This window comes from Cytophagales bacterium, from assembly GCA_033344775.1.
Lineage (GTDB): Bacteria > Bacteroidota > Bacteroidia > Cytophagales > Cyclobacteriaceae > JAWPMT01.
The window spans coordinates 109652-133588 of the sequence record JAWPMT010000001.1; the positions used below are offsets into that span (position 1 = coordinate 109652).

17 protein-coding genes and 1 pseudogene are annotated in these 23937 nt (G+C 43.4%); 13 read left to right on the forward strand and 5 right to left on the reverse strand.

Going from position 1 to position 23937, the window contains the following annotated elements; genetic code table 11:
* Positions 1–126 precede the first annotated feature (126 nt).
* From R8G66_00450 to R8G66_00475, 6 genes are read left to right on the forward strand one after another with little or no spacing between them, the layout of a single operon-like run.
* A complete protein-coding gene (locus tag R8G66_00450; GenBank protein ID MDW3190799.1) occupies positions 127–2190 on the forward strand; it encodes a tyrosinase family protein in 2064 nt (687 codons plus the stop codon).
* Positions 2191–2203: 13 nt separating this feature from the next.
* Positions 2204–3055 carry a DJ-1/PfpI family protein gene (locus tag R8G66_00455; protein MDW3190800.1) on the forward strand — a complete coding sequence of 284 codons (852 nt, stop codon included), beginning with the start codon at positions 2204–2206 and terminating at the stop codon, positions 3053–3055.
* A complete protein-coding gene (locus R8G66_00460) occupies positions 3052–5229 on the forward strand; it encodes a LodA/GoxA family CTQ-dependent oxidase (GenBank protein MDW3190801.1) in 2178 nt (725 codons plus the stop codon). The genes R8G66_00455 and R8G66_00460 overlap by 4 nt, the downstream gene beginning before the upstream one ends.
* Complete coding sequence (locus tag R8G66_00465; GenBank protein ID MDW3190802.1) at positions 5226–5645, forward strand: hypothetical protein; 420 nt, start codon at positions 5226–5228, stop codon at positions 5643–5645. Before R8G66_00460 ends, R8G66_00465 begins: the two co-directional genes overlap by 4 nt.
* Positions 5642–6733, forward strand: coding sequence for an NAD(P)/FAD-dependent oxidoreductase (locus R8G66_00470; protein MDW3190803.1), 1092 nt, complete (start codon positions 5642–5644; stop codon positions 6731–6733). The genes R8G66_00465 and R8G66_00470 overlap by 4 nt, the downstream gene beginning before the upstream one ends.
* A 36-nt stretch (positions 6734–6769) precedes the next feature.
* Positions 6770–8107: an MATE family efflux transporter gene (locus R8G66_00475; protein ID MDW3190804.1), complete on the forward strand. Its 1338-nt coding sequence runs from the start codon at positions 6770–6772 to the stop codon at positions 8105–8107.
* An 86-nt stretch (positions 8108–8193) separates the two neighbouring features.
* Here the strand turns inward: R8G66_00475 and R8G66_00480 are convergent, their stop codons facing one another.
* On the reverse strand, positions 8194–10806 hold the full coding sequence (locus R8G66_00480) for an ABC transporter permease (GenBank protein MDW3190805.1): 2613 nt from the start codon (positions 10804–10806) through the stop codon (positions 8194–8196).
* A complete protein-coding gene (locus tag R8G66_00485; GenBank protein MDW3190806.1) occupies positions 10803–11129 on the reverse strand; it encodes a helix-turn-helix transcriptional regulator in 327 nt (108 codons plus the stop codon). The genes R8G66_00480 and R8G66_00485 overlap by 4 nt, the downstream gene beginning before the upstream one ends.
* Before the next feature lie 100 nt (positions 11130–11229).
* On the opposite strand from R8G66_00485, the gene R8G66_00490 reads away from it, so the two are divergent.
* The 4 genes from R8G66_00490 (at position 11230) to R8G66_00505 (ending at position 18116) form a co-directional block, all read left to right on the forward strand.
* Positions 11230–12222: a DUF6624 domain-containing protein gene (locus R8G66_00490; protein MDW3190807.1), complete on the forward strand. Its 993-nt coding sequence runs from the start codon at positions 11230–11232 to the stop codon at positions 12220–12222.
* A gap of 164 nt (positions 12223–12386) precedes the next feature.
* Positions 12387–15131, forward strand: coding sequence for an Ig-like domain-containing protein (locus R8G66_00495; GenBank protein ID MDW3190808.1), 2745 nt, complete (start codon positions 12387–12389; stop codon positions 15129–15131).
* 3 nt (positions 15132–15134) lie between these two features.
* Entirely contained in the window at positions 15135–16046 is a 912-nt protein-coding gene (locus R8G66_00500) for a type IX secretion system membrane protein PorP/SprF (GenBank protein ID MDW3190809.1), read from the forward strand.
* Positions 16047–16058: 12 nt separating this feature from the next.
* Positions 16059–18116, forward strand: a complete 2058-nt coding sequence (locus R8G66_00505) for an OmpA family protein (protein ID MDW3190810.1) — start codon at positions 16059–16061, stop codon at positions 18114–18116.
* A gap of 12 nt (positions 18117–18128) precedes the next feature.
* Here the strand turns inward: R8G66_00505 and R8G66_00510 are convergent, their stop codons facing one another.
* From R8G66_00510 to R8G66_00520, 3 genes are all read right to left on the reverse strand, one after another.
* Complete coding sequence (locus R8G66_00510; GenBank protein ID MDW3190811.1) at positions 18129–18659, reverse strand: GNAT family N-acetyltransferase; 531 nt, start codon at positions 18657–18659, stop codon at positions 18129–18131.
* Between the two features lie 357 nt (positions 18660–19016).
* Positions 19017–21629: an FtsX-like permease family protein gene (locus R8G66_00515; protein ID MDW3190812.1), complete on the reverse strand. Its 2613-nt coding sequence runs from the start codon at positions 21627–21629 to the stop codon at positions 19017–19019.
* Positions 21626–21952, reverse strand: coding sequence for a helix-turn-helix transcriptional regulator (locus R8G66_00520; GenBank protein MDW3190813.1), 327 nt, complete (start codon positions 21950–21952; stop codon positions 21626–21628). The genes R8G66_00515 and R8G66_00520 overlap by 4 nt, the downstream gene beginning before the upstream one ends.
* Positions 21953–22335: 383 nt before the next feature.
* Between R8G66_00520 and R8G66_00525 the strand changes: the two are divergent.
* From R8G66_00525 to R8G66_00535, 3 genes and pseudogenes are all read left to right on the forward strand, one after another.
* Positions 22336–22887, forward strand: a pseudogene (locus R8G66_00525) (NAD(P)-binding domain-containing protein).
* Between the two features lie 58 nt (positions 22888–22945).
* Positions 22946–23131 (forward strand): hypothetical protein, encoded by a 186-nt coding sequence (locus tag R8G66_00530; GenBank protein MDW3190814.1) that lies wholly within the window; start codon positions 22946–22948, stop codon positions 23129–23131.
* Between the two features lie 66 nt (positions 23132–23197).
* Positions 23198–23860: an SGNH/GDSL hydrolase family protein gene (locus R8G66_00535; protein ID MDW3190815.1), complete on the forward strand. Its 663-nt coding sequence runs from the start codon at positions 23198–23200 to the stop codon at positions 23858–23860.
* Positions 23861–23937 lie beyond the last annotated feature (77 nt).

Below are 23937 nucleotides of genomic sequence, written 5' to 3' on the forward strand. Positions count from 1 at the left end.
TTCCTTAGATAAAGGCATCGTAATTACTTTTCTCTACAATGGTTTGAAGTGTCCTTGATTTTTTGTTACTTGTAAATAAGAAGGTGAATTTTTATAAACACCTGCAGTTTACAACCATACCTAGACATGAGTAGCAAAAAGTCACTGAGCCGATATCAGCAAGTGAAGCTGATTTTAGGAAAAGCGCAAGGAGATGGCGAATGTCCTGATTACGATGGATACGGACAATTTTGGAATCGGCCATATCAGGAGTTTATCAACATGAAACTCTATGGCGTCAGGATGATTGTCCTGTCAGACGGCAATAATAAGGAGAGTACATCTTCAACAACAAGCAGTCATTCATGTTGCCATGATGAAACCCCTGAACAAGAAACCAGTGGAGGTTGCTGCGGCAGTTCCTCTGTTACCTCAGCTAATTACGGTGATAGTGCTGCCTCCGGACTGATCAAAGGATTAAAAGGACAGTTTCCGTTTGATGGTACGCAATTCCCTAAACTTATGTGGAACAGTACCGAGGTTGTATCCGCCACGGACATTAAATTCATAGCCGATTGGATTGATGCAGGATGCCCAGAAGAAGATTCCTCGCACGATGAAATGATGCGGAAGCGTCATGAACTGTCTACTGGTGCGGCTTCTTTTAAGGTAAATTCCAGTGGAACAAATAAAGAACGAAGGTCCAAAGGTCATCTTGCTCAACGCATCAATGTAGAAGAGCTTTCAGAAGAAGAATTAACTGCTTATCGAAATGCCCTGAGAGTAGTTAGGTCGCGGCCAGAGCAAGACAGACGTTCCTTTGAGTTTTGGGCCAGGGTGCATGGAAATTCTTGCCAGCACGGATGGGAAAAGTTTTTGCCATGGCATCGTTGCCAGATGTATGAAATGGAACAGCTGCTGCAGGATGAAGACGATGCGGTTGCTTTGCATTATTGGCAATGGTCAAATAAGGCCTATTTGGATAAAAAGACGGGTAATTACAACATCCCTGAGGCCTATCATCTTTGGATCACAGAAGATGCGATTCAGGCCCTGGAAGGGACAGACTTTCCGGATAACCTTGCGGATGCACTTCGCAAGCATATTGGAACGAAGTTTCAAATGCTCGATGACCTGTGTTATGAAGCCTTTTATAAAATCGAAAAGGATAATTACTACAAGGTGATCAAACCGTGGAAACAGCAGATATACGACTTGTTGCAAGACATCAATCCCATGTGGTATCCTTTCAGGTATCCAATGAAAACCAGCTACGATCATGTGAAGCGTAAGGACATCAATAAGATGCCAACACTGGTGGATTTTAATCATCACTATCCGACAAAGACTGATATTCAACAGATTCTGGCGGTATCAACTTTTCAGCAATTTGGAGGGGGAGATGCTTATAATGAATCGTTTGGCGTTCTGGACATGGATCCTCACAATACCATTCACATTTGGTCAGGTGGGTTCAACCCCAATTATGAAAAGGGTGTCAATGATCCACTCGAACCCAAGATGGGGGACATGTTGAATAACCTCACTGCGGGATTTGATCCGATCTTCTACGCACACCATAGCAATGTCGATCGACTTTGGTGGTTGTGGCAACAAAGACATCCGGGTCAGGTGCCAGATGATGGAAATAGTGTAATGGTGCCGTTTAATTACCTGGTGCGTGAAACGTATAATATCAAGCGATTCGGATATGAATATGTTCGTACAGGACATTATGTCAATACAGATAGCAATTTGCAGATATCCAAATTCAAATCAGACGATGTTGGGGCAACAGCCACAGCATTGGAAAATTACCATCAGGTAGAATTGAAGATCATCAATGTGGTTCAACCAAATCAATCGTTGATCGTCAAAGTATTCCTGAACCTTAAGGATCCAGAACCAGGAGATCGAGATAAGTTTCCCGATAACTATGTAGGAAGTTTTGTGCTTTTCGGGCATGGCGAGTGCATAGGCACCGCTGGACACTGTGATCCACCGCCAAAGTCGCGAAGAACGAATGATGTCCGGGAGCGACATCACAATACACCCTGGAATTACCGATTTGATGTAACGAATTGTGTCAACAAGCTGATCGCATCAGGTGCGAAAGATTTCCATGTGAATTTGCTAGTTCAGGACACAGATGGCGAGATCCTGGACGATAAATTGAGGATGGAAGCCATTTCACTGGATTTCATCGATTAATTCTTTTCTTGATATGAAATCTGAAAACAAGAAAAGTACCCATAAGGGTAAGAAAGACGGTAAACGAATAGGTATCATCCTGTATCCTTCTTTTGATACCCTGGATGTAATTGGCGCTCATCAGGTATTCCATTATGCTTGTAGTTTTCATGATGATTCCGAGGTACTATTGATTGGTCCTGGTGAAGAAGACATGTTACTTCCTCAGATGGAACCCTATCGGGAATCCACTGCCAAACGCCTGGTGATCAGTGGCGAAGGCCTGAAACTTGAGATGGACATTACCTATCAGGACTATCTGAATGCTAAAGATAAGTATGCCCTGGATGTTGTTTACGTGCCCGGAGCCATGAAGACCTACCTGCCTTTATACTTTTCAGAAACCAGGGAATACAACAGTTTCTTCAGATTACTGGAAAAGGCACAAAAAGAAGTTGAGATCATCGCGTCGGTTTGTACTGGAGCATTACTGCTGGGCACGGCGGGACTGTTAGCGGGCAGAAGAGTGACCACACATTGGCAAGTGGCCAATTTATTACGGCAGTTTCCTGAGGTAACTGTAGCCGCTGAATTTCCAAGATTTGTGGTAGATGAAAGTGTCGTGACGGGAGGGGGTATTTCATCAACCATCGACGAGGCGTTAGCTATTTCGACCATGATCTTTGATCAGGAAACTGCAGAAAAAGCACAGTTGATCATGCAGTATAACCCAGATCCACCGGTACAATCCGGAGACCCGGGGGTAGCCAGTCCCAAAATCATGTTTGAAACAAGCAAGCAGAAGAAGGGCAAATACAAGCCTGGCTTCTATGACATAAATGATACCACCTTTCTCTATTACCTTGAAAACCAACGCATACCATGAACAATAAACTGAGTACAAAGTACAGGATTCATCCCGCTATTGGCATAGCACGTGTTGGAAACAGTCCCGATGACTTTTACTTGTCTCCGGAGAAATTGGAAGACTTACCGATTGCGTGTACATGGAATGGAACTCCAATAAAAGAGAACGACGACTATCGTCGTGTTACCGAATTTAAAGACAATAAACAGCGCGTCAAAAAGCAGGCCGCCCGTTTCTCAATATGGGTTTACGACGATGAAAACCCTAAAGGCAGACCTTTGAAACCAGGGGATAAGATCATTGGAGTAGGGAGTAGTGGTACATTGGTAGATATTGAATGGACGGTATGGTTGGCCAATAAAAAAGCTTCCTGGTATCAGTTTGATCAATTGGAAGGTGAACATGGATATGCCAAAGACCATGCGTTACGCAATGCGTCAATTACTGATGAAGATGAGCGTACTAAATTATTGATCATTGATCCGGGACCACAATCCATCAATTGTACGAAGTATACTGAAGCGGAATTTACGAAGGGGAAAAACCCGAATTATGCGCAGACCTTCCCACCGGAACTGCATCCGAATAACATTGATACACTGGGGAAGATCATGACCAATGACGACAATGAATTGATTGTGCTTGGTGGAGAAGGCAATTCTGGCAGCTTTCTGAATGGTCCGGGAGAGCCAAAGATCGAAGCATACGCCAATAATGATGGTTGGTTCGACGATACTTCGGATGGTCCTGTTTATGCGAAGCTAATTTTTGCAGATGAGAAGGACAATCAATATAGATATGCGGCGGTAGAGGATCCGAGCTGGGTCATCGTAGGATACCCCAGGTTTGTACCGCAGATTGCGGATATGATTACGATGGAAGATGTGCTGGAGGATTTAAATGTACAGCAATTTGCCTCCAATCAGTTCTTTTATGGCATTGCACCATTTGATGGCTCGCAAAACATTGACCCCTCTAAGCCGAAGCAATTAGAAAACTGGCGAATCAATCCGCGAAAACGCTTCAACCCTGATTATTACCCTTATTTCTATCGGGACATCTGGCCAATCTTGAAACGGCCGAATCAGATGCAATGGGTAACTAATATCTTGATGGCTTCCAATTTGCCTCACTTTCAGGGACCCAGGGGAACGTTTGATGAAAGCATCCTGAGCGTGCCGCCTAAGTCTGAGCCAGATCCTGAACTTCAGGCAAGAAATGCCATGTATCGCCAAAGGATCTATAAGATGCTTCGCCAACCTGAGGAGAAGAATCTTTTCAGGAATAAGAACAATCCCGACAACCAGAATTACAATTATTTATTGATGCCACTGCTGGCCGGCGATAATCCGATTACCAATACGGTTCCATCGAAGTTTTTGGCCCTTACGGAAACTCAACTGTTTATTTTGAAACAATGGGCGGATGGTAAGTTCATCAATGAAAATGAGGAATTGATCTCGCAGCAAATTCAGGATGAAACGGCTGCTGAAAGAATTGATCGCGGTGTGATCAGCAACATCATTGGCGGGGCTTTTTGTCCGGGCGGAGAAGTGTCGTGGATCATACGGAATCCGGCAATCTACAGTAAAGCCTGGCGCATCAATGCTAATCCGGATTTCATTCCCGGTATGGATAATGCCACAGCAGGAGACACACCTGGGGTTCAAGCTTACAATCATCCCGATAATCTCAGTCTCACAACGGACTTCTCCAAAGGGCTGGAGCCTGGAGATATGACGAAAATGAGCGCATTACCCTGGCAGGCGGATTTTAATGAGTGCAGTATGCAGACCATTAATGTCACTTTTCAGGAATGGAACAAAATCAATGCGGATGATCCGAATGATCCATTTTTACAGAAATACGAAGAGTCATTTGAGGTACTTTGGTGGCCATCTCATCGGCCAATGCAGGTTTATAAGTGGATCACCGACAAGAATGGCAACAATGTCATCAAGAACGGTAGTAAAGCCCGTGCGCAGGTAGACTGGGCGAGAGGTATTCCACAGACTTACGAAGGAGATCTTAAAATGGTGACCGCCTGGAAAGATTTGGGCTTTGTTTTGCAGGGCACGGATGGTAGTGGAAACGTGATCTATACTGAGCAGGAGAGAAATTTTGATCATACACTAACCGACCAGTATGCCGGAAACCCACCAGCATCTTCCAAGAAAAAATCGAAAAAATGATGAATGAGATACTTATCGGTAATTGGTCTTACCGAAGCTTCAATAACAATCCGGATCTTTCCGTGGAATTCAATGACCTGAAATTTGGTAGTGGCACCATTCGAATTGATGAATCACCTATGAATGAATTTCAAGGTCTGATTTATGGTCCAGGTTGGGCGCTAGATTTAAAGGGTTCAGTGAATTACGGAAGTCCTTTTGAAGTAAGGTTTCAGGGTATGGGTGTTGTTGGAGGCGAGGAATGGATCTATAATTACGTGGGTTATGTAACACAGCCCTGGGTCAATGGCATTAATCAAGTCCCTTCTATCACCGGTTCTATCGTACGTGTGATTCCTCATTCAGGTGGGAGTGGCATGACCATACACCCTGCGGGAGTCGTCGCTTCCTGGTATGCTGTGAAACAGATGGAATGAGTCAATCCATTGTTGTTGTTGGTGGTGGCCCGGCAGGTTTAGCATCTGCCATTGCGTTGAAAAGAAAAATTCCAGAAGTGTCGCTGACGATTCTGGAGCAATCTCACTACGATCAATTTCGTCCTGGAGAGACCGTTCCGAATCGGTTTGGCCAATTGCTACAACAATTGCAGCTCTTTGAGTCTTTTAAGTCCCAGAATCATTGGCCCGCCCACGGAAAGCGCATTCTCTGGTCGGGGCAAGGGCAGATACAGGAGAGTATTTTTGAACAGGAAGGGATGGGCTGGCATTTATCGCGGCCCGCTTTCGAGCATTGGTTGATCAAGATTGCTGAAAACCTTGGAGTAATACTACATAATGGAGTTTTTGGAACAGCAATTACCAAAGCAGAATCGGATTGGAAGGTTCAGTTCAGTGATGATCAAGGTCCTTATGAATTAAGCGTGGATTTTCTGATCAATGCCACCGGGCACCCTAATTTGTTCAGAAAACAAAAAGAAATCAATACCACTAAATTCGATCACCTGGTGGCAACTTACCTGATTGGTGACCGAGTTGATGAAGAAACTTATACGACCATCGCTTCAGCTACTAATGGTTGGTGGTATCACTGCAATGTTCGGGATCAATCGATTTTCGCTTTTTTCACTGACCCGGAATACCTGAAGTCCAGTCAATTAATGAAGTGGGCCGATTTTCAAAGTGAATTGCCTGATGACACTTCATTAACCACTTCTTTTGAAGCGGTTCCCCAAATGATCCATCCGAAATGGTTCAACATCATTCCTCATCATAGCACTTCATCCGGTGATCGCTGGCTTGGGGTTGGAGATGCGGTTCTGCGTTTTGATCCACTATCGGGGCAAGGTATCTATAAGGCTTTTGAAACAGGTATTTGGGCAAGTTATGCCATTGCAGATTACTTTAATGGCGACACGCTTGGATTGAAGAAATATGATCGAATCATAGCTTCCATGACAAAATCGTACCTCAGGTTTCAAGAGCAATTCTACGGCATGGTCGATCAATATGATACGGGGTTTTGGGAGCGTCGTAGTAAGCTTGTAGATTCCGCCTTTGCGTTCTGACCGGTCGTTGTATCTTACACCTCAAAGTAGCATCCCTTGAAGAATAACAGAGACCTCACCACAGGAAGCGTTCCTTCACGCCTTATTCAGTTGACTTTGCCCATGATGTTGGGCATGATCAGCATGGTGGCGTTCAATCTCATCGATACTTATTTTGTAGGTAAGCTTGGAAAGAATGAGCTGGCTGCGCTGAGTTTTACCTTTCCAGTGATCATGGTTATTTTCAGCATTATCCAGGGGCTGGGTATTGGGGCTACGGCACTGATCTCGAAATCGATTGGTAAGAATGATCGAAACAAGGCAGCCCGGGAAACAACCGACGCGGTTTTCCTGACCTTGCTACTGACCGGTGTTTTTGTCATCATCGGCCTGTTCACCATCGAACCGACGATGAAACTACTCGGAGCGGATGGCGAAACGGCAGCTATGGCGGGACGATACATGCGCATCTGGTATTTCGCATTGTTCTTTGTATCAGTCCCTTTTGTGGGGAATAGTGCAATAAGATCTACCGGTGACGCACAGACTCCTACCTACATCATGCTTTTTGCCGTGCTGGTTAATGCTGTATTGGATCCCATTTTGATCTTTGGATATTGGGGTTTCCCGGCTTTGGGGTTAGAAGGTGCTGCTATTGCTACTGCCATTTCAAGAGGCCTGACAATGGTGCTGTCTTTTTATATTCTGATCAGACGAGAAAAACTCATCACCTTCGAAATTCCCTCCAAGGAAGTTTTGACCGGATGCTGGAAAAGCATTTTGTTCGTGGCTGTTCCATCGGGGCTTGCGCGTTTGGTTGTGCCTCTGGCAACTGGGGTGATCACAGCACTTTTGGCCAGTTATGGAGAATACGCCGTGGCAGCTTTCGGGGTAGGTAGCCGGATCGAATTTCTGGCAGGTAGCCTGGTTTTTGCCTTAGCGGCTTCCATTGGACCATTCGTCGGACAAAATCTAGGAAAAGAACGTTTGGACCGGGTGGTAGAAGGAGTAACCATTAGCAATCGGTTCTCTTTTGTCTGGGGACTTTTTGCCTGGGCGATTTTGGCCGCATTGTCGCATCCCATCGCATCGATATTCAATAGCAATGAACAAGTCATTGAAACGGTGCAACTCTTCCTATGGATTGTGCCTGCCGGATTTGGTCTTCAAGGCATTCTAAGTGTCATCAATAGTAACCTCAATACGATCAATAAGCCACTACATGCTTCCCTCATTATCGTTGTGCAAATGTTAGTTCTTGGACTGCCGGCCATGTACCTGGGCAAGTACTTCGGAGGGGTAGCTGGTATCTTTGTAGGACTAGCCACTACCTACATACTCGGAGGTCTGATCTCTATTGTAGTAAATAAAAAGATCATGGCCGCTTTTAATTGAAAACCTCGTAGGTTATTTCGATTAAATGCTATTAGACCTACGAGGTTTCAGTCCATTGATGCTCAGCCTGTCGAAGCATCGAAACACTATTCATCCCTCAACACTAACGCCGGATTTCTCCTGGCAGCGGACCAGGTTTGTGAAAATACCGTCAGCAAGCTGATCGATAAAAGGAATAAAATACTGATTCCTATTTCACCGAAAGAGATGTAATGCCGATAGACATTTTCTTCTAAAATCACCCTGTCAAAAAGTAAGTAGCACAGCGGCGTGCCAATGACGATGGCCCAGCATACGATCTTGAAAAAACCTTTGGATAACAGCAAAACCAGTGAAAATTCTGAAGCTCCGAAGGTTTTACGAACCCCGATTTCTTTCATCCTTGTTTCGGTAGAATAGACGGCAATGCCCAGCAAGCCCAGGCAGCTGATCGTTACAGCCAGGAATCCGATGTAACCGAATATCTTCATGAAGTCCGTCAGGTACTGATAGTACCCTTCGACCTGGTCGTCGTAAAACCTGGCGTCGAATTGGTGTTTATCATCTATTTGTTCCCATGTCTTTTCCAGGTTTTGGATGGTGGCGATGATGTCTTTGGAATTGAGCGCCACACTGGCTACCTGAAAATGGTCTCGTTGATTCCTGATAACCAAACTTTTGATGGTCTCTTCCAGATTGGCATAGATGAAGTCTTTTACAACACCAATGATCTCCACCGACTGTCCTGATAGATCGATGCGTTGACCGATGGCTGCTGAAGCATTAGCGAAACCAAAGTTTTGTACCAACGTCTCATTGACCATAACAGTCATTTCCAAATTGCGATTTTCAGCTTCGCGAAACCCTCTTCCTGCGATAATTGGAATTTCCTTTTGATCCAGATATGAATGATCAATCGAGAGGTGATGTACCCACAAAGTATCCATGTTTCGTTGATCAACTACTTTCACACTGTACCATTGTCCGATACCCAAAGTGAAGGAAGAAAAAGTAATGTCGGATACTTCAGGATGCTTCAATAATTCTGTTTTTACAAGCTCAGGATCATTTTCTTGCAGGTGAATGTTCAATGTATTTCCTCGGGTAAATCCCATGTCCATGTTCAGGGAATAGGTATACTGCTTATTGGTGATCACCACTGCGAGGATGAAAATGATGCTCAGGGTAAATTGTGCGGCAATCAATATTTTTCTCAGATTGATCCTGGAAAGTGATTTTAGCATTTTACCAGAACGCAAGGCATTCAGAGAGGTTAGTCTGGCAAAGAATAAGGCAGGCCCGATACCAGCGATCAAACCGGCTACCCACGCATAGATGAAAAAATATCCAAATAGCTCCGGAGTTAAATTCAGGTTGACCATTTCTTCTGCTCTCGGCAGTAGACGGATGAAATAGCCACGCAAGACCAGGAATAGCATGACCCCCAATACTAATGATAGCAAGGAAAAGACGCACGCTTCTATGGCAAACTGGGCGAGTATAGATCCTCTTTTTGCACCATTTAATTTTCGAATGCCCACTTCACGAGCTCGTCGCAGCGACCGGGCCATTGATAGGTTGGTATAGTTAAATATGGCGGATAATAGGATGGCGGAAGCGATGACAGATAAGATGATGATTGGTAAATAGAGCATCTTCGGGCCAATGGAGTCACTCATATTAGGTCCAGGCACAATTTCATTGAGCTTTTGTAGGTCGAAAGTGGCCGAAAAGTAGGTTGGGTCCTTATAGAAGGTTGGACCTTTAGTGGTTAACCAATCTAAAACAGCTTGTTTCTGCTCATTATCTGGGATATAGAGATAATTATAGTACATATCAAGATTTTCCCAGGCATCATGGCTACTTCGAATGAGTCCTTTGGTGGCGAGTAAAGGTGTAGTTGTAATGGAAGCAATGAAATCAAATTGGATGTGCGAAAACTGTGGGGGGTCAGCAGCTAACCCTGTGATGATAAAATCTCCGACATGTTCAATAGACAAAGTTTGACCTACAGGGTCAAGCTCTTCGAATACTTTGTTAGCAAAGCTTTCACTGATCACCATTGTAAAAGGATTTTTCAAAGCTTCCGAGGGATTGCCTTTCAATAGTTCGAATGTCAGAAAATCAAAAAAGTGCTCATCGGCGTAGATGCCCTTGCCATCAAGGCTCTTATTGTTGGCTTCTACCAATCCCGCAAGCCTTCTGCCTAGTTTGGTCAATTCGATTTCCGGAATATCTCTTGTCAGTTCATCACCTAGCGCAAATGGGGAGGTGGCCTGTATTTTATCAGTACGTCCTTCAAAGGTCGCGTCGGATACTACGCGATACACCTCGTCTTTGTGTTCATGGAATTCATCGAACTTCAGTAGGTCGGTAATCATACCAATGACCAATAGTCCACTGGACATAGCAATGGAAAGGCTGATGATATTGATGAATGAGAACAGCGAATGCCGTTTTAAATTGCGGAAAGAGATGGTAAGATAGTTGTTGAACAAGGCCAATGAAAGCGAGGTAGGCCGTGGTTTCCGAATGACAGATGGCCGAAAGAGCTTGATCACTTCCAAACGAAAACGCCAGCGAGCTCGTCTGGCCCCATGATTTTCACAGTTTTGATGGAAAGATTCTTCCAGATCTCCAAGTAGTTCTTCTACAAGGTCAGTGCGCCCAAACCACAGGAGCAAGTTGGAGAGCAGTTTTGGTGTTTTGTTAGTCATCATGAGTTGGAGAATTCGGGAATTAATTGCCACATGGATTGTCGTAGATGTTTGATCTCTTGCAAAGAAGTCCGACCTTTATTCGAAACCTGGTAATACCTTTTTCGCCGGCCGCCTCTTTCTGCCGTAGGCTCACCATACATGGAGTTGATCAGTCCTTTTTCTTCTAATCGGGTTAAGGCTGTGTGTAACGCACCACGACTGACATGTCTGCCTGTTCTTTTGGAAACATCTTCCTGTATGGAAACACCATAAGCATTTTCATCGAGGATCATGATGCTTAACATGACTATTTCCTGGAATTCCCCAAGGTTCGATCCTTTCATATTGCATTAGTTTCTTATATGAAGACGTAATGTGAAAATATATGTTTCATAAATGAAGACGTAATGTGAACTAAATGATAATCTCTATATTAGATCAAGTATGAAACGCATTCCAATTTACGTTACGATCATTCTATTATCCATGACTATGACGAAGGTGGTAGGCCAGAAAGTTGTTGTACAAGCACCCGCGCTCGCTAAGGAGATCAAAAAGATGCGAGATGAGGATCAGAAGATGCGCATCAAATGGTCCGGTATGATCAAGAAAGGTAAATCAGAAACTGTGAAATTCAAACAGCTCACGCAAGCTTTGATCGCGAAAGACCGAGCCAATACGGCACGAATGAGAGAAATCATCAACCAATATGGTTGGCCTACTTACGATCTGGTAGGAAGAGGTTCGAGCAACAGTGCCTGGTTGATTGTACAACATGCGGATCGCAACCCATTGTTCCAAATCAAGTGCCTGTCTTTGTTAAAAGAAGCAGTAGATGCGAATCAGGCCGACCCATCTAACTATGCATACTTATATGATCGAGTGCAGGTAGCAAAGGGAGAAACGCAGCGCTATGCAACGCAAAGTTCCAGCAACAATGGTCTTTACGAAGGAAACTTCTTTCCAATAGAAGACGAATCGAATGTCCAAAAAAGGAGAGAAGCCATGAACATTGAACAATCGATAGAAGATTACGCATCAGCCATGGGATTCTCCTATGTCATTCCTACGGAACAAGAAGCCATAAAACGTGCTCAAAGTTTACAAAACGCGTACCAGCTTAATTTACAAAAGGCTCAGGAAGCCACACAGTTGAAAGATTATGAACAGGCAGCAACATCTTACCTGTTAGTAACACAGGCTTTTGGATTAGTAAATACTGAAGATTTTGTTGAAGCAGCCAGGGTTTTGTCTTTGTCCAAACACAAGGAGGCAAGACAGGGAACTGGGTTTCTCCTCAAAGCGATGGTCAGAGGTTGGGACGGGTTTGATGAGGTTAGAGACCATCTGGTCTTTGCCCATTTGAAAGAAATCAGCCCAGCAAACTGGGAGGACTTCATCAAGACGGCTGAGGAAATGGCATTGGATCGGCAATAGGTCAATTTTAAAAGGTCAATTGTCATTATTGACCGATGAACCAATTCTAAGGGTGTTCAAATAGTAGATCCTACAAAAAACAGGACAAAAAATACCAAACTCCGATTAAGAGAGAACATCACTCTCGACTGAAAATACATTAGCCATATCAAGAATTTACGCATATGGCTATGTCGCTTACATGTTTCCAATTTGACCCGGAGCAACGACCCTGGAGATTCTTTTGGCTATTCGTCGCCTTGGTTTTTGTTACCGTTGCACAAGGGCAGGACCTTGATCAAGATAACGATGGTATTCCTGATTCTTTCGAAAAAGGATTAGGTAATCTGACATTTGGAAGTGCTTTCAATCTTCAGGGAGTTGATAATAGTGCTGTAGCCATCAATGAAACAGAAGTACAACTTACACTGGACCAGCGAAGCCTACGTGGGAGTGCGATGAGCTTCGGGATGATCGACCTCATGGACGACTTTTCCTTTACCATTGAAGCTTATTTTGGGATCAACCGCAATCAGGATTTATTCTCTAGTAGTGGAGCTGATGGCATCGCCATTGTATTCCATAATGATCCTGCGGGAAGCTATGCTATTGGAGTAGATGGCGAGGGTATCGGAGCGCAGGGAATTCAAAATGGAGTAGTCCTTGAAATTGATACCTACGGAAACGGCGATACAGGGGCCAATGATCCGATGCGTGGAGATTATGACAACCATACGGATATATGGGACTCAGATGATACAGATCGTGTATCGTTAATCGGGGGGTACCAGGTTTTCAAGGAAGGAGAAGCTAGTCCGTTAGAAGATGGTACTTATCATGAAGTGATTTTTACCTGGGTTTCCAGTACAGGAACCCTCAGTTTTACAGTGGATGGTATGCTGGGAGGCGAGCTTTCTCTGGGTTCAGCCGAGGCTTTTATCAATACCTATTTCGCTGGATCGAGTGCGGTCCATTTCGGGTTTACTGCTTCTACTGGAGCAGCGAGAAATGAACACCGGGTTAGCATCATCGATTTGCAAGCTTTGCCAGTAGTGATGGATACAGATAATGATGGTATCTACGATCACTTGGACTTGGACAGTGACAATGATGGTATTTACGATGCGGTAGAAGCTGGACATGGAGCCGATCATATAGATGGTGTAGTGAGTGGCAGTGATGACAATGGTGATGGCATTCCTGATGCTGTTCAAAACGGCACAACGCCTGGAAATATTGATTATTCTTTGAATGATACAGATGGTGACGGATCATATGACCATCAGGACCTGGATTCTGATGGAGATGGATGTTATGATGTGGTGGAAATGGGTTTTGTTGACGAAGATCAGGACGGAGTATTGGGTTCCGGTGTTCCTACTGTTAATCGAAATGGATTAGTTGTAGGTATGTCAGGGTATACAGTTGCCAATATTTTCTTCTTAGATGAGACTCAAAATGGTTGTCTGCTGGCTTCTGATCTTGGCGATGCTGGAGATGGTGACGATGCTTATGTAATATTCTATGAGGATCAGGCACCCCTGAATCTAATGGATGACCCTTCAATTTTAAACATGAATGACCGGCTAGGAACACTATCCATTGAAGTTGCGGGAATTATAGATGGAAATAATGAACAATTGCAAATCGGAGGTTTGACCATTCCTTTAGTAACTAATAATCAGGTAGTCTCTCTTGAAGTGAGTGAGATTGAACTGGAATTATCCTGGCAATCACAAGCATTACAGATCAAAGGGGCGGGTTCATCATCCTTATCTGTCGCAATTATGGAAGCAGTCCTCGATCAAATGACTTACCATCATGCCGATACGCTCTTACCAACTACTGGAGAAAGAACCTTGAATATTATTGTTGATGATGGGGTAAATCAGAGTGCTAGTAATTGGGTCAGGGTTTTGGTGGAGCCGATCAACGATTTGCCATTCGCGGATTCTGACACGGTAACATTAAATGAATTGAATGCTGTTGAAATTGAGATTCTGCAAGGAGATATGGACTGGGACGGAGAGATCAACCCATTGTCAATTGAGGTCGTTTCAGAAACAGGGAAGGGTGCTTTATCGGTCAATGCTTCAGGTGTAGTTACCTATACTCCGGAAGTTTTGGCAACAGGGCATGACTCGTTCGTTTACCAGGTTCAGGATGATGAAGGAGGCATGTCAAACGAAGCCATTGTTGTGATCTATATGGACGTTGAACCGGAAGAAGATAACACTCCGCCGATCGCCAGGGATACGCTGATTATGGTAAGAGACCTTCAAGGAATCACTTTTGATCTCGGTCCTTTAATCACAGAACCTGATGGAGACAGGGTGTCGATTGAGCTGCTCGACGTATCGGTCATTAACATACCAGGAAATCTATCAGTCAGTCAGGACAGGGTACTTTCCTTTACACCAAACCCTGGATTTGTAGGAAGCTTTACCCTTACATATCAAGCCTGTGATGATGCTACGCCTTCCATGTGCGATGAAGCTGTGGTAACCATCCAGATAGTGGATATGGATTCGGATGGAGATGGGACCTTGGATCATGAAGAAGATGCCAACAGCGATCAAGACCTGACAAATGATGATTGCAATGAAGACGGCATTCCTGATTACCTGGATGCTGATGCATGTACGGATTCATTGATCATTGGCTCCGTAGTAACGAGCAATGGAGATCAAATGAATGATTTTTTCAAGGTCCAGGGGATCGAGCGTTACCTCAACAATGAAGTAACTATATTCAATCGATGGGGTAGTCAAGTATGGCGGATAAAAGGATACGATAACTCTCTGGATAACAGGCGGTTTTCGGGCTTGGGGAATGCTGGTGCTTTACCTGATGGAACCTATTACTATGTCATCAATAAAGGGGATAATTCCCCTGCAATCAAAGGATTTCTCACACTCAAAAACCAATAAGTTGTGATACGAAATAAAATAATAATACTGTTCGTGGCGCTTCAAGTTTGCTGCCTTGAGGCCATAGCCCAACAAGAATTCATGTTGACACACTACATGTTTAATGGACTGGCCATCAATCCGGCATACACTGGGATCCATGATGGGATCAGTACGAGTTTCTTGTTTCGGGAACAATGGGTTGGGTTTGACGGAGCCCCCAGTACGCAGGTCGCTTCCATTCATAGTCCGGTGCCGAACCGAAACATTGGTCTGGGTGCTTTATTTTATCGGGATCAATTGGGACTTTCATCCGAATATGGGGCTTTGCTGAGTTATGCTTATCGCATCAGGATAGGTCATCGTGCTCAGTTATCAATGGGGCTTCGGGTGAGTAATCATCATTATCAAATCAAATACGAAGCTCTGAATCAAAGCCCGAATGATTTTGAAGGATTCGGATCACAGAATCAAATGTTATGGAATGCGGGTGTCGGAGTATTGCTCCATATGGATCGTGCATACTTCGGGATATCATCTCCGCAACTACTTCATCAAAAACTGGAAATTGGATATGCGGATGGGAGATTTACGCAACGTGTGAGGCACTATTATGTCACAGCGGGCTATGTTTTTGATTGGGGTAGATATCTGGTGCTCAAACCAAACCTTCTCGTAAAAGGAGTTGAAGGTGCTCCTTGGCAATTGGATCTCAACTTGAATGCATTGATTAACTCATTGGTTTGGGTAGGTGTTTCTTATCGAAGCATGGACAGTATCGACGGATTAATTGGACTGCAAATTGATCCAAATCTGAGCGTGAGTTATGCGACGGACTTTACATTAACGAGCGTTGCTTCCTCTTCTCATGAAATCATGGTGAATTATGTATTCAACCTTCCTGGGCAAAAGATCCTAACACCTCGATATTTCTAAACAGCCATGATCATGAAAAAATCAGGATTAATTCTGCTTGTTTTATTCTTTTCGAATCTTCTAAATGCACAGCTTCCCACGAAGGTCGAAAAACTGAAAAAACGTGCCGATCATCAATTCGAGCAAATGCATTTTTTGAAAGCCGTTGCTGGCTATAAGGAAGTGTTGAAATATGAAAAAATGCCGGCAATTGAGCTTCGATTAGCGGATAGTTATCGCTTGCTTAATCAGCCTATGGAAGCTGCATTTTGGTACAGTAGAGCCATCACGGACGGTGCTGATTTAAGCAAAGAAAACTTGCTGAATTATGCTTTGATGCTCTCAGCGAGCGAAAGATACCAAGAAGCCAAAAGTATTTTTGTGGAGCATGGGTCATCGGATCCCTGGGTTCAGGACCATGTAACTGCCATTGATAGTTTTGCGAATTTCTACAAAGATCAACATGCCTATAAAGTATCCTGGGAGTCATTCAATAGCAGCGAGAAAGATTTCAGTCCGTCATTTGTTAACGGAGAATTGGTGTTTGTTTCTGCCCGTGCCACAAGATCGACAAGTGGAACTTTTCAATGGGATGGCACATCATTTCTGGACCTATTCAAGAGAATGGACGAAAGTCAAGTGACCAGGCTCAAAGGAAGTATCAATTCTAAATACCACGAAGGTCCTGCTACTTTTTGGGACAAAGGAACAAAAGCCTTTTTCACCCGGAACAGTTTTGACGGGACAAAAGTGAAGTTGTCAGAAGATGGGGTTAATAACCTTCGGATATTCTATGCTGAATTGAGCAAGTCTGGTCAATGGGTAGTCAAGTCCGAGTTTCCATTTAATAGTGAAAAGTATAGCATGGGTCATCCGAGCATATCTGGAGATGGTAAGACCTTATATTTTGCCAGTGACATGCCGGGAGGTTTCGGAGGTGTAGACTTGTATAAGTCCGAATACAAATACAATCAATGGGAAACTCCTGTAAACCTGGGGCCGGAGATCAATACACCCCGAAACGAGTTGTTCCCATATATCCATACCGATGGGCTTTTATACTTTGCCAGTGAGGGTCATGAAGGAATAGGAGGATTGGACCTCTTTCGTGCCAGTATGAGTGAAGAAAGTGAGCCGCAGAACCTTGGATTTCCAATCAATACCTCTGCGGATGATTTCGGTTTGACTTTCCGACCTAAATCCAATCAGGCTTACTTCAGCAGCAACCGACCAGGAGGAATGGGGGATGATGACATTTATTCGGTACATATGTCCGACTATGCAGTTGAGGTGGTGTTAGTTGATGAATTAACAGGCGAACCCATTTCAACCACAGGGAGGATCGATTTGCTCAGAACCTTACGTTCACAAATGAATAGTCCAGGAATATCCATTGCGGAAACCCGCCTTCAATTTGGAGTGGAAAGAGGGACGTCCTTTCTAGTGACAGGTTCTGCGGATGGATATTATCAAGGCAATCTGATCATGCAACTGGAAGATGAGCAATTCGAACGAGTAAAGCACCTGTATTATGAAATCCCTTTGAGAAGAACCAATATTCAACAGCAAACAGAGATCCTGATTGTGGTCAATAACGATCGCCATACCCAATTTTTCTATAGTAAAAATGGCAGAACCACACCTTTTGATGGAACACTTGGGGTGTTACGCACATTCCTGAATATGGAAGGTTATACAGTGGTAAAAGAAACTTACCTGACCAATATCTTTTATGATTTTGACCGATCAGATATACGTGCTGATGCTGCTGAGAGTCTGGAAGAATTGGCTCAAATCTTAAAAACTGATGAATCCTTACACATTATCCTGGAATCGCATACAGATGTCAGAGGCACCAATCAATACAACCAACTGTTGGCCAAAAGGAGAGTAGATGCTGCTCAGCAATTCTTAATGGATTTGGGTATCAACGTAGATCGTATTTATACCGGTAGCCATGGAGAGGAACAGACTTTTGTGAATTGTAACGATTGTAGTGAAGATCAGCACCAAAGAAATCGTCGAACTGAAATCAGGATAGAGATCAATAAAGTAAAGCAGAACAAAAGACTGACCTCAATCAACCGATAATCGCTTTAAGTCTCACCAATACCTGTACACTTCATGAGGACCGAAATCCAATAATTCAATGGTTTGATCTAACTTAGCACCAATACCCAGGGCAAGTTTCTTTGAAGGCTCGTTTCGTGGATCGATATAACTCACCAGAGAAGGCAGGCCAATTGATTTTGCGTGTTTGAGCACCATTTTTCCGGCTTCTGATCCAAATCCTTTTCCCTGCATATGCGGCAATAGCCAATACCCCATTTCATGTTCTGGCCAGGGCTCACTTTTCCATAAACCTACGGTGCCAACCAATTGCTGATCAGATTGTGTTTCAAGGGCCAGGTAGGAGTAACCCTTCAACTGATAATGACCTACATAAGTCGCTATCAAACGCCAGGCAGCTTCTGGTTTTTGCGCTCCACCCACAAACATTGCATTTTCTTCTTTGCTGAAGAAGTCCTTAACCGCAGTGTAATCCGCTTCCGTCCATTGTCTGAATTGAAGACGTTCCGTTGATAGATTGAGCATGTATTTCTTCTGGCTTTTGAGAATGGTTATGGCATTCAAGCTACCCGTTTTCTTTCGAAAAATGGTTAACTAACTATTTTTTATACCAGTGATTAAGAAAGATTTTGATATATAATACTTTCTTCAGATGAACCCCTCAGTTCCTCTTGAATGCTATTAAGTTAAGAGAAAAAGACGTCATTGCGAGGACACGAAGCAATCTGAAACATAGTTTCGAAGTAGAATTCTAGACTAGACTGCTTCATTATTCACAGTGACGAATCTCAACTTAAGGGCATTGGAGTCCCCTAACAAAGTGGTTTCTTTTTACCCTTTAGGGAAGGGGTAGTTTTTCAAATTGATCTTCAAAATCTTCCTCGAAGCATTACAGAAAACACGATACCATTTCAGTAACGCTCATTCGTTTCTCAAATTTACCGCTGGATTTGTTTTCACCACACGCTGCGTTTGCCAAAAGATGGTGATTGTTCCTAAAGCGATTGTAACAAGGGTGCTTACCAGAATTTCGATGAACCCAACACCATTGCTGAACTTATTGAACATACTGACAAACAGCTGATCATAGAAAAAATAAGAACCCGGAATGGCAATGCATAAGGCAATGAGCCAAAGTCGCACAAAAAGTCCTGCCAGTACCTTCATGAGGTCTACAATATCTGCACCCAGGATCTTACGAATGGCCACTTCTTTGATGCGGTTTTCCGTTGCGTAAACTACCATGCCGAGCAGTCCAAGGCATGAGATGGTAATCGCCAGTACCGCTAGAGAGCCAAATAGTTTAAAAGCCACAATAAAGAAATCATACGTCTTTTCGATCTCATCATCAAGGAAGGAAGACCTGAAAGGGGAATTGGGATATACCTGATCCCATCGGTTTTCTAAACTTGACAATGTATTTGGTAATTGTTGTGTGGCAATTGATATTAATGCATGCGAGGTTCTGCTGGGATTGACCCTGATGATCATGGGTTCGATGCGATCCCTTAGTGGTTCGTGATTGTAGTCTTCAACAACGCCTACGATCTGCACTTTTTCCTCGTGTCCCAAATGGACAATAAGACTATCTTCACTTTCCGCATTCATGTTATTCAGTAAAGACATGAGTTTCTGATTAACGATAATCTGATCGATCTGATTATTGTTCATTTCGGTCGTGCCCCAAGTCATTTTTAGCTCCATATGATCCATGAATTCGTCATCGACATATACAACACGCGTCCGTAATGAGTCAAGAAAGTCTTCCCGGAAGAAATAGGAGTTACCACTCAATGGCGTGCCCGGGATGCTTGAGGTCAGGCTCATTCGCGTAACTTCAGGCAAACCCATAAATTCATACTTCAAAATCTCACTGTTGACTGGGTCTAGTGGGACTACCAGGATGTTTTCCTTGTGAAATCCCAAGTCGTATGTCAAAGAGTGCTGATATTGTCTAAGTAAGACACCTATGCCAATCATGAGGCCTAGTGAAATGATGAACTGAAAAACCAATAGTCCTTTTCTGGCACCAGAAATGGAGATCTTTTTAGCATCCATGACCTGACGAATGGCTTCAATAGGAGAGGTCCTAGAAAAGAACAGTGCCGGAACAAGTCCAGTAATGACACCTGTGGCGACGGCAAATAAAACAAAGGTCAAAATTGTCACCCAACCAGGATTCAATGTAAGAGAATCAGCACCTACCAACATGCTCAGAAACTCCTGGCGTATGGCCATGAACAGCAGGATGCTAAAACCTAAGGCCATCAAGGAAATCAAAACAGTTTCTACTAAGAATTGATTGATGATCTGATTGGACTGACTACCCATGACTTTTCTGATGCCAATTTCTTTGGATCGTTTCAAGGCATTGGCAATGGCCATGTTAACGTAGTTGAGAGAAGCCGGAATCAAGATCAATAGCGCCACTCCGAAGAACAAAAAGAATACGGGACCTTCAAATACAACGCCAACTTCGTCTTGTAAGTCAGGACCAGGGTTAATCGTAGTAATAGATTGGATTTCATGTGTTACTTTTTCATTGTCTTCCTCAAAAAATGCTGTGCCTTGTTCTGCCAACTGTTGAATATTAGCTTCAATTTCTTCAGAAGAGGATTTCGATTTAAAGTAATAATAGTTGCCTCGAAAGGCTGTCCAACGTCGAGATTCCTTTCGAATAGGATCAATGTTGACGTAACCGGTCAATAGATCAAAGCTGAAGTGTGTATGTTTTGGGAATGGAGCGAGCACTCCAGAGACTTTTAAGGTACCCCAGTTTTCAGTGGTGATTAATTGATCGATTGCAGGTTTATCTCCAAAAAGCTTTTCTGCCAATTCGTAGGTAATGATGGTTTGATCGGGTTCCAGTAAGGAGCGAGGGTTGCCTTCAGTCATCGGAAATTCAAATAATTCAAAGAATTCAGGAGAAGTGATGTACCCGGAAAGATTCAGGGTTCCACCACTTGTTTTCGCGACAGGAAAGAAATGATCATTGATGTGGACCGATTGCTCAATGTCTGGTAATTGTTCATCACATAAATCAGCCAGAGCGATAGGGTTTGAAGCATATCTTTCCAGATTGCCATTTTCGTCCACGGTAGTAGTGATGCGATAGATTTGATGAGCATCCTGATGGTATTCATCAAATTGGGTAAGCTCGATGTACATCGCCAGCGCCAACAGCGCTATGGACATGCCCAGCGACAAACCAAATACATTGAGAAGGGTAAAGGTCCTGTTTTTGAGGATGTTGCGGTAAGAGATCTTAAAGTAATTGTAAAACATAGTTATCGACCGATTTTGAGTGTATAAAGGGGATATGACCTCATCCCTTTTTCTTTTGACCATGGTAAATGAAAAACAGAGCGTAATGGCTTGCCACCAGTAGAAAGCATTAGCCTTGAACTTCCCATGTTTATCGCGCTTCGATTCATACAATTCATCCATATCGCCCAGTAGGTCCTCTGTAGAAGCACTACCATAACAGATCAGTAGGATGTAACGAGGAAGTTTTGGAGGATGTGGGTGGTTCACTTGATGGACAAATTGATTTTAGAAGTAGACCACAAGTTGTCGCGTAAGGACTTCATATCATTCAGTGCGACAATCGCGGATTGCGTCAGTTCAAAGTATCGCTTTCTGCGACCACCTCGGGTTGCAGTAGGTTCTCCAAGATAGGAGGTAATGAATCCTTTTTCTTCTAAGCGAGATAAAGTAGAGTGCAAGGCACCCAGGCTTAGATTTCGGTTGGTTCGTTCACTGATGCTTTCCAGGATATTCACGCCATAGGCCTGGTCAGACAGGTTGGCGATGGTGAGTAAAACAAGCTCTTCGAACTCTCCTAAATAACCTTTCATGATTACTTTCTATTTTTCATATTAAATACCGGAACGAAGATAGAATTAATTTGTTTCTATTTTTCATATTAAATATTAATTGTTCTCAAAATTCAGATCAACAATGAGAGACCTTTTAAACATCAAACAATATTCCTGTGGTTAGGAAGATGATTTTATGGAACTAAATACAAAGGAGACGAAACAAGAATCGAATGATGAAATTGATCTATTATTGCAACTTTGTTGCATTTATTTATTTTGAATTATCTATTAATTGCGGGTACATATAATGTTGCAACAGTTTTGGTGAACTTAAGAGGATGGTAGAGGACAATCAAGATGATGTTATTGTAGTTGGTGCGGGACCTGCAGGTATTGGTGTATCAGTAGTCCTGAAAAAAATGGGTTTGAACTTCATCATTCTTGAAAAGGATGAAATTGGTTCTTCCTTTAAGAAGTGGCCCAAAGAGACCAAATTCATTTCTCCATCCTTTTCGGGGAATTTCTTCAAAATGACCGATCTCAATGCCATCACACCTGACACTTCTCCTGCATTGACGCTACTGACTGAACACCCCACAGGCACGGATTATGTGGTTTATCTGGAAAGAGTGACCATGTTCCACGATTTGCCCATCTACAATGGTGTACATGTGAAGAGTGTCAAAAAGGAAAAGGATGTTTTTGTGTTGGCGACAAGCTTAATACAATACAGGAGTAATTACCTCATTTGAGCTGCCGGAGAATTTCAGTATCCCAGGAAAAACACCTTTTCCGGCACAGATCATTGTTTTCATTACGCCGAAATACCATCATTTACTGAGTTAGAAGGAGAGGAGCGAATTGTCATAGGTGCTTATGAATCTGGTTTTGATGCCATGGTGAATTTGGCAAAAGCAAGGAAGGAGGTAACATTGATCGATAGTTCCTACTACATGGAAATTATAAAAAGTGATTCCAGTTATTGCCTGGCACCTTTTACCCGAGATAGGGTGCATGAAGTCATGAGCCATGTCCCAAAGAGAAGAAGTCAGCCTGACCATGACCACTGCCGCTCGAAATGCGCCACTCATGCTGGTGGTAAGCCTGATCTTTTTTCCTCAAGAGCCACTGATCCATCTTGTCTTGGTGATTGGAATGCTGGTGGAGTTTCCACATTTAATTAACATCACCTATTTGCTCAAGCGGAAGGCTTAGCATTTCATATCCAATAAGGGGACATAGGAAGCTCCTTGTTTCCAAGATAATAACCTACCTGCTACCATGAGACGTATTTTTTGTTGCTTGTTTGTATTGGTCCTTTTTTCAGGTTGTCTGGACAAGCAATTGCAAACTGAGTTCCCTGACCCAACTTATCGGGAAGACCCTCCTGAAGAAAACCTGGAGGACACAGACTTCAATATTCTTTTCATTGGTAATAGCTTGACTTATTTCAATGATCTACCTGCTTTGGTCAAGGAAGTAGGTGAAGAGAAAGGGGTGGATATAGGAGTAAAAATGGTCGCTGAAGGAAATTATGCCATCGTCGATCATTGGTCGGACGGTGAAGCCCAGAATCAGATAAGAAGAGGTATTTTTGACTATGTAGTGATGCAACAGGGTCCATCTTCTCAACAAGAAGGCCGGGATTTGTTGATAGAAGGTGGAGAATTATTTAAGCCTTTGTGTGACGAATTTGAAGCAAAGCTTGCCTTTTATATGGTATGGCCTTCATTAACCTACTACCACACTTTCGATGGAGTCATTCGGAATTATACCTTAGCAGCTGATACCCATGATGCAATTTTATGTCCGGTGGGTCAGGTATGGAAAGCTCATTTTGATCGAACAGATGATTTCAGTTATTACTACCAGGATGGATTCCACCCATCTCCGGAAGGCAGTATGGTAGCCGCTAAGGTGATTTATGAGAGCTTGTTTCCTTGACACTTCGAGAACAGACCCTCATAGCAAGGTAATTGAGAGCAACAGCGTAGGTTTGCGTGTCAGTGGACACTTTGAGC

Bases quoted from the DNA above. Each gene is read 5' to 3' on its own strand.
- R8G66_00465 (MDW3190802.1), top strand. From the start codon at position 5,226: ATGATGAATGAGATACTTATCGGTAATTGGTCTTACCGAAGCTTCAAT.
- R8G66_00485 (MDW3190806.1), bottom strand. From the start codon at position 11,129: ATGAAAGGATCGAACCTTGGGGAATTCCAGGAAATAGTCATGTTAAGC.
- R8G66_00460 (MDW3190801.1), top strand. From the start codon at position 3,052: ATGAACAATAAACTGAGTACAAAGTACAGGATTCATCCCGCTATTGGC.
- R8G66_00495 (MDW3190808.1), top strand. From the start codon at position 12,387: ATGGCTATGTCGCTTACATGTTTCCAATTTGACCCGGAGCAACGACCC.
- R8G66_00455 (MDW3190800.1), top strand. From the start codon at position 2,204: ATGAAATCTGAAAACAAGAAAAGTACCCATAAGGGTAAGAAAGACGGT.
- R8G66_00535 (MDW3190815.1), top strand. From the start codon at position 23,198: ATGAGACGTATTTTTTGTTGCTTGTTTGTATTGGTCCTTTTTTCAGGT.
- R8G66_00530 (MDW3190814.1), top strand. From the start codon at position 22,946: ATGTCCCAAAGAGAAGAAGTCAGCCTGACCATGACCACTGCCGCTCGA.
- R8G66_00505 (MDW3190810.1), top strand. From the start codon at position 16,059: ATGAAAAAATCAGGATTAATTCTGCTTGTTTTATTCTTTTCGAATCTT.
- R8G66_00490 (MDW3190807.1), top strand. From the start codon at position 11,230: ATGAAACGCATTCCAATTTACGTTACGATCATTCTATTATCCATGACT.
- R8G66_00520 (MDW3190813.1), bottom strand. From the start codon at position 21,952: ATGAAAGGTTATTTAGGAGAGTTCGAAGAGCTTGTTTTACTCACCATC.
- R8G66_00450 (MDW3190799.1), top strand. From the start codon at position 127: ATGAGTAGCAAAAAGTCACTGAGCCGATATCAGCAAGTGAAGCTGATT.
- R8G66_00480 (MDW3190805.1), bottom strand. From the start codon at position 10,806: ATGATGACTAACAAAACACCAAAACTGCTCTCCAACTTGCTCCTGTGG.
- R8G66_00470 (MDW3190803.1), top strand. From the start codon at position 5,642: ATGAGTCAATCCATTGTTGTTGTTGGTGGTGGCCCGGCAGGTTTAGCA.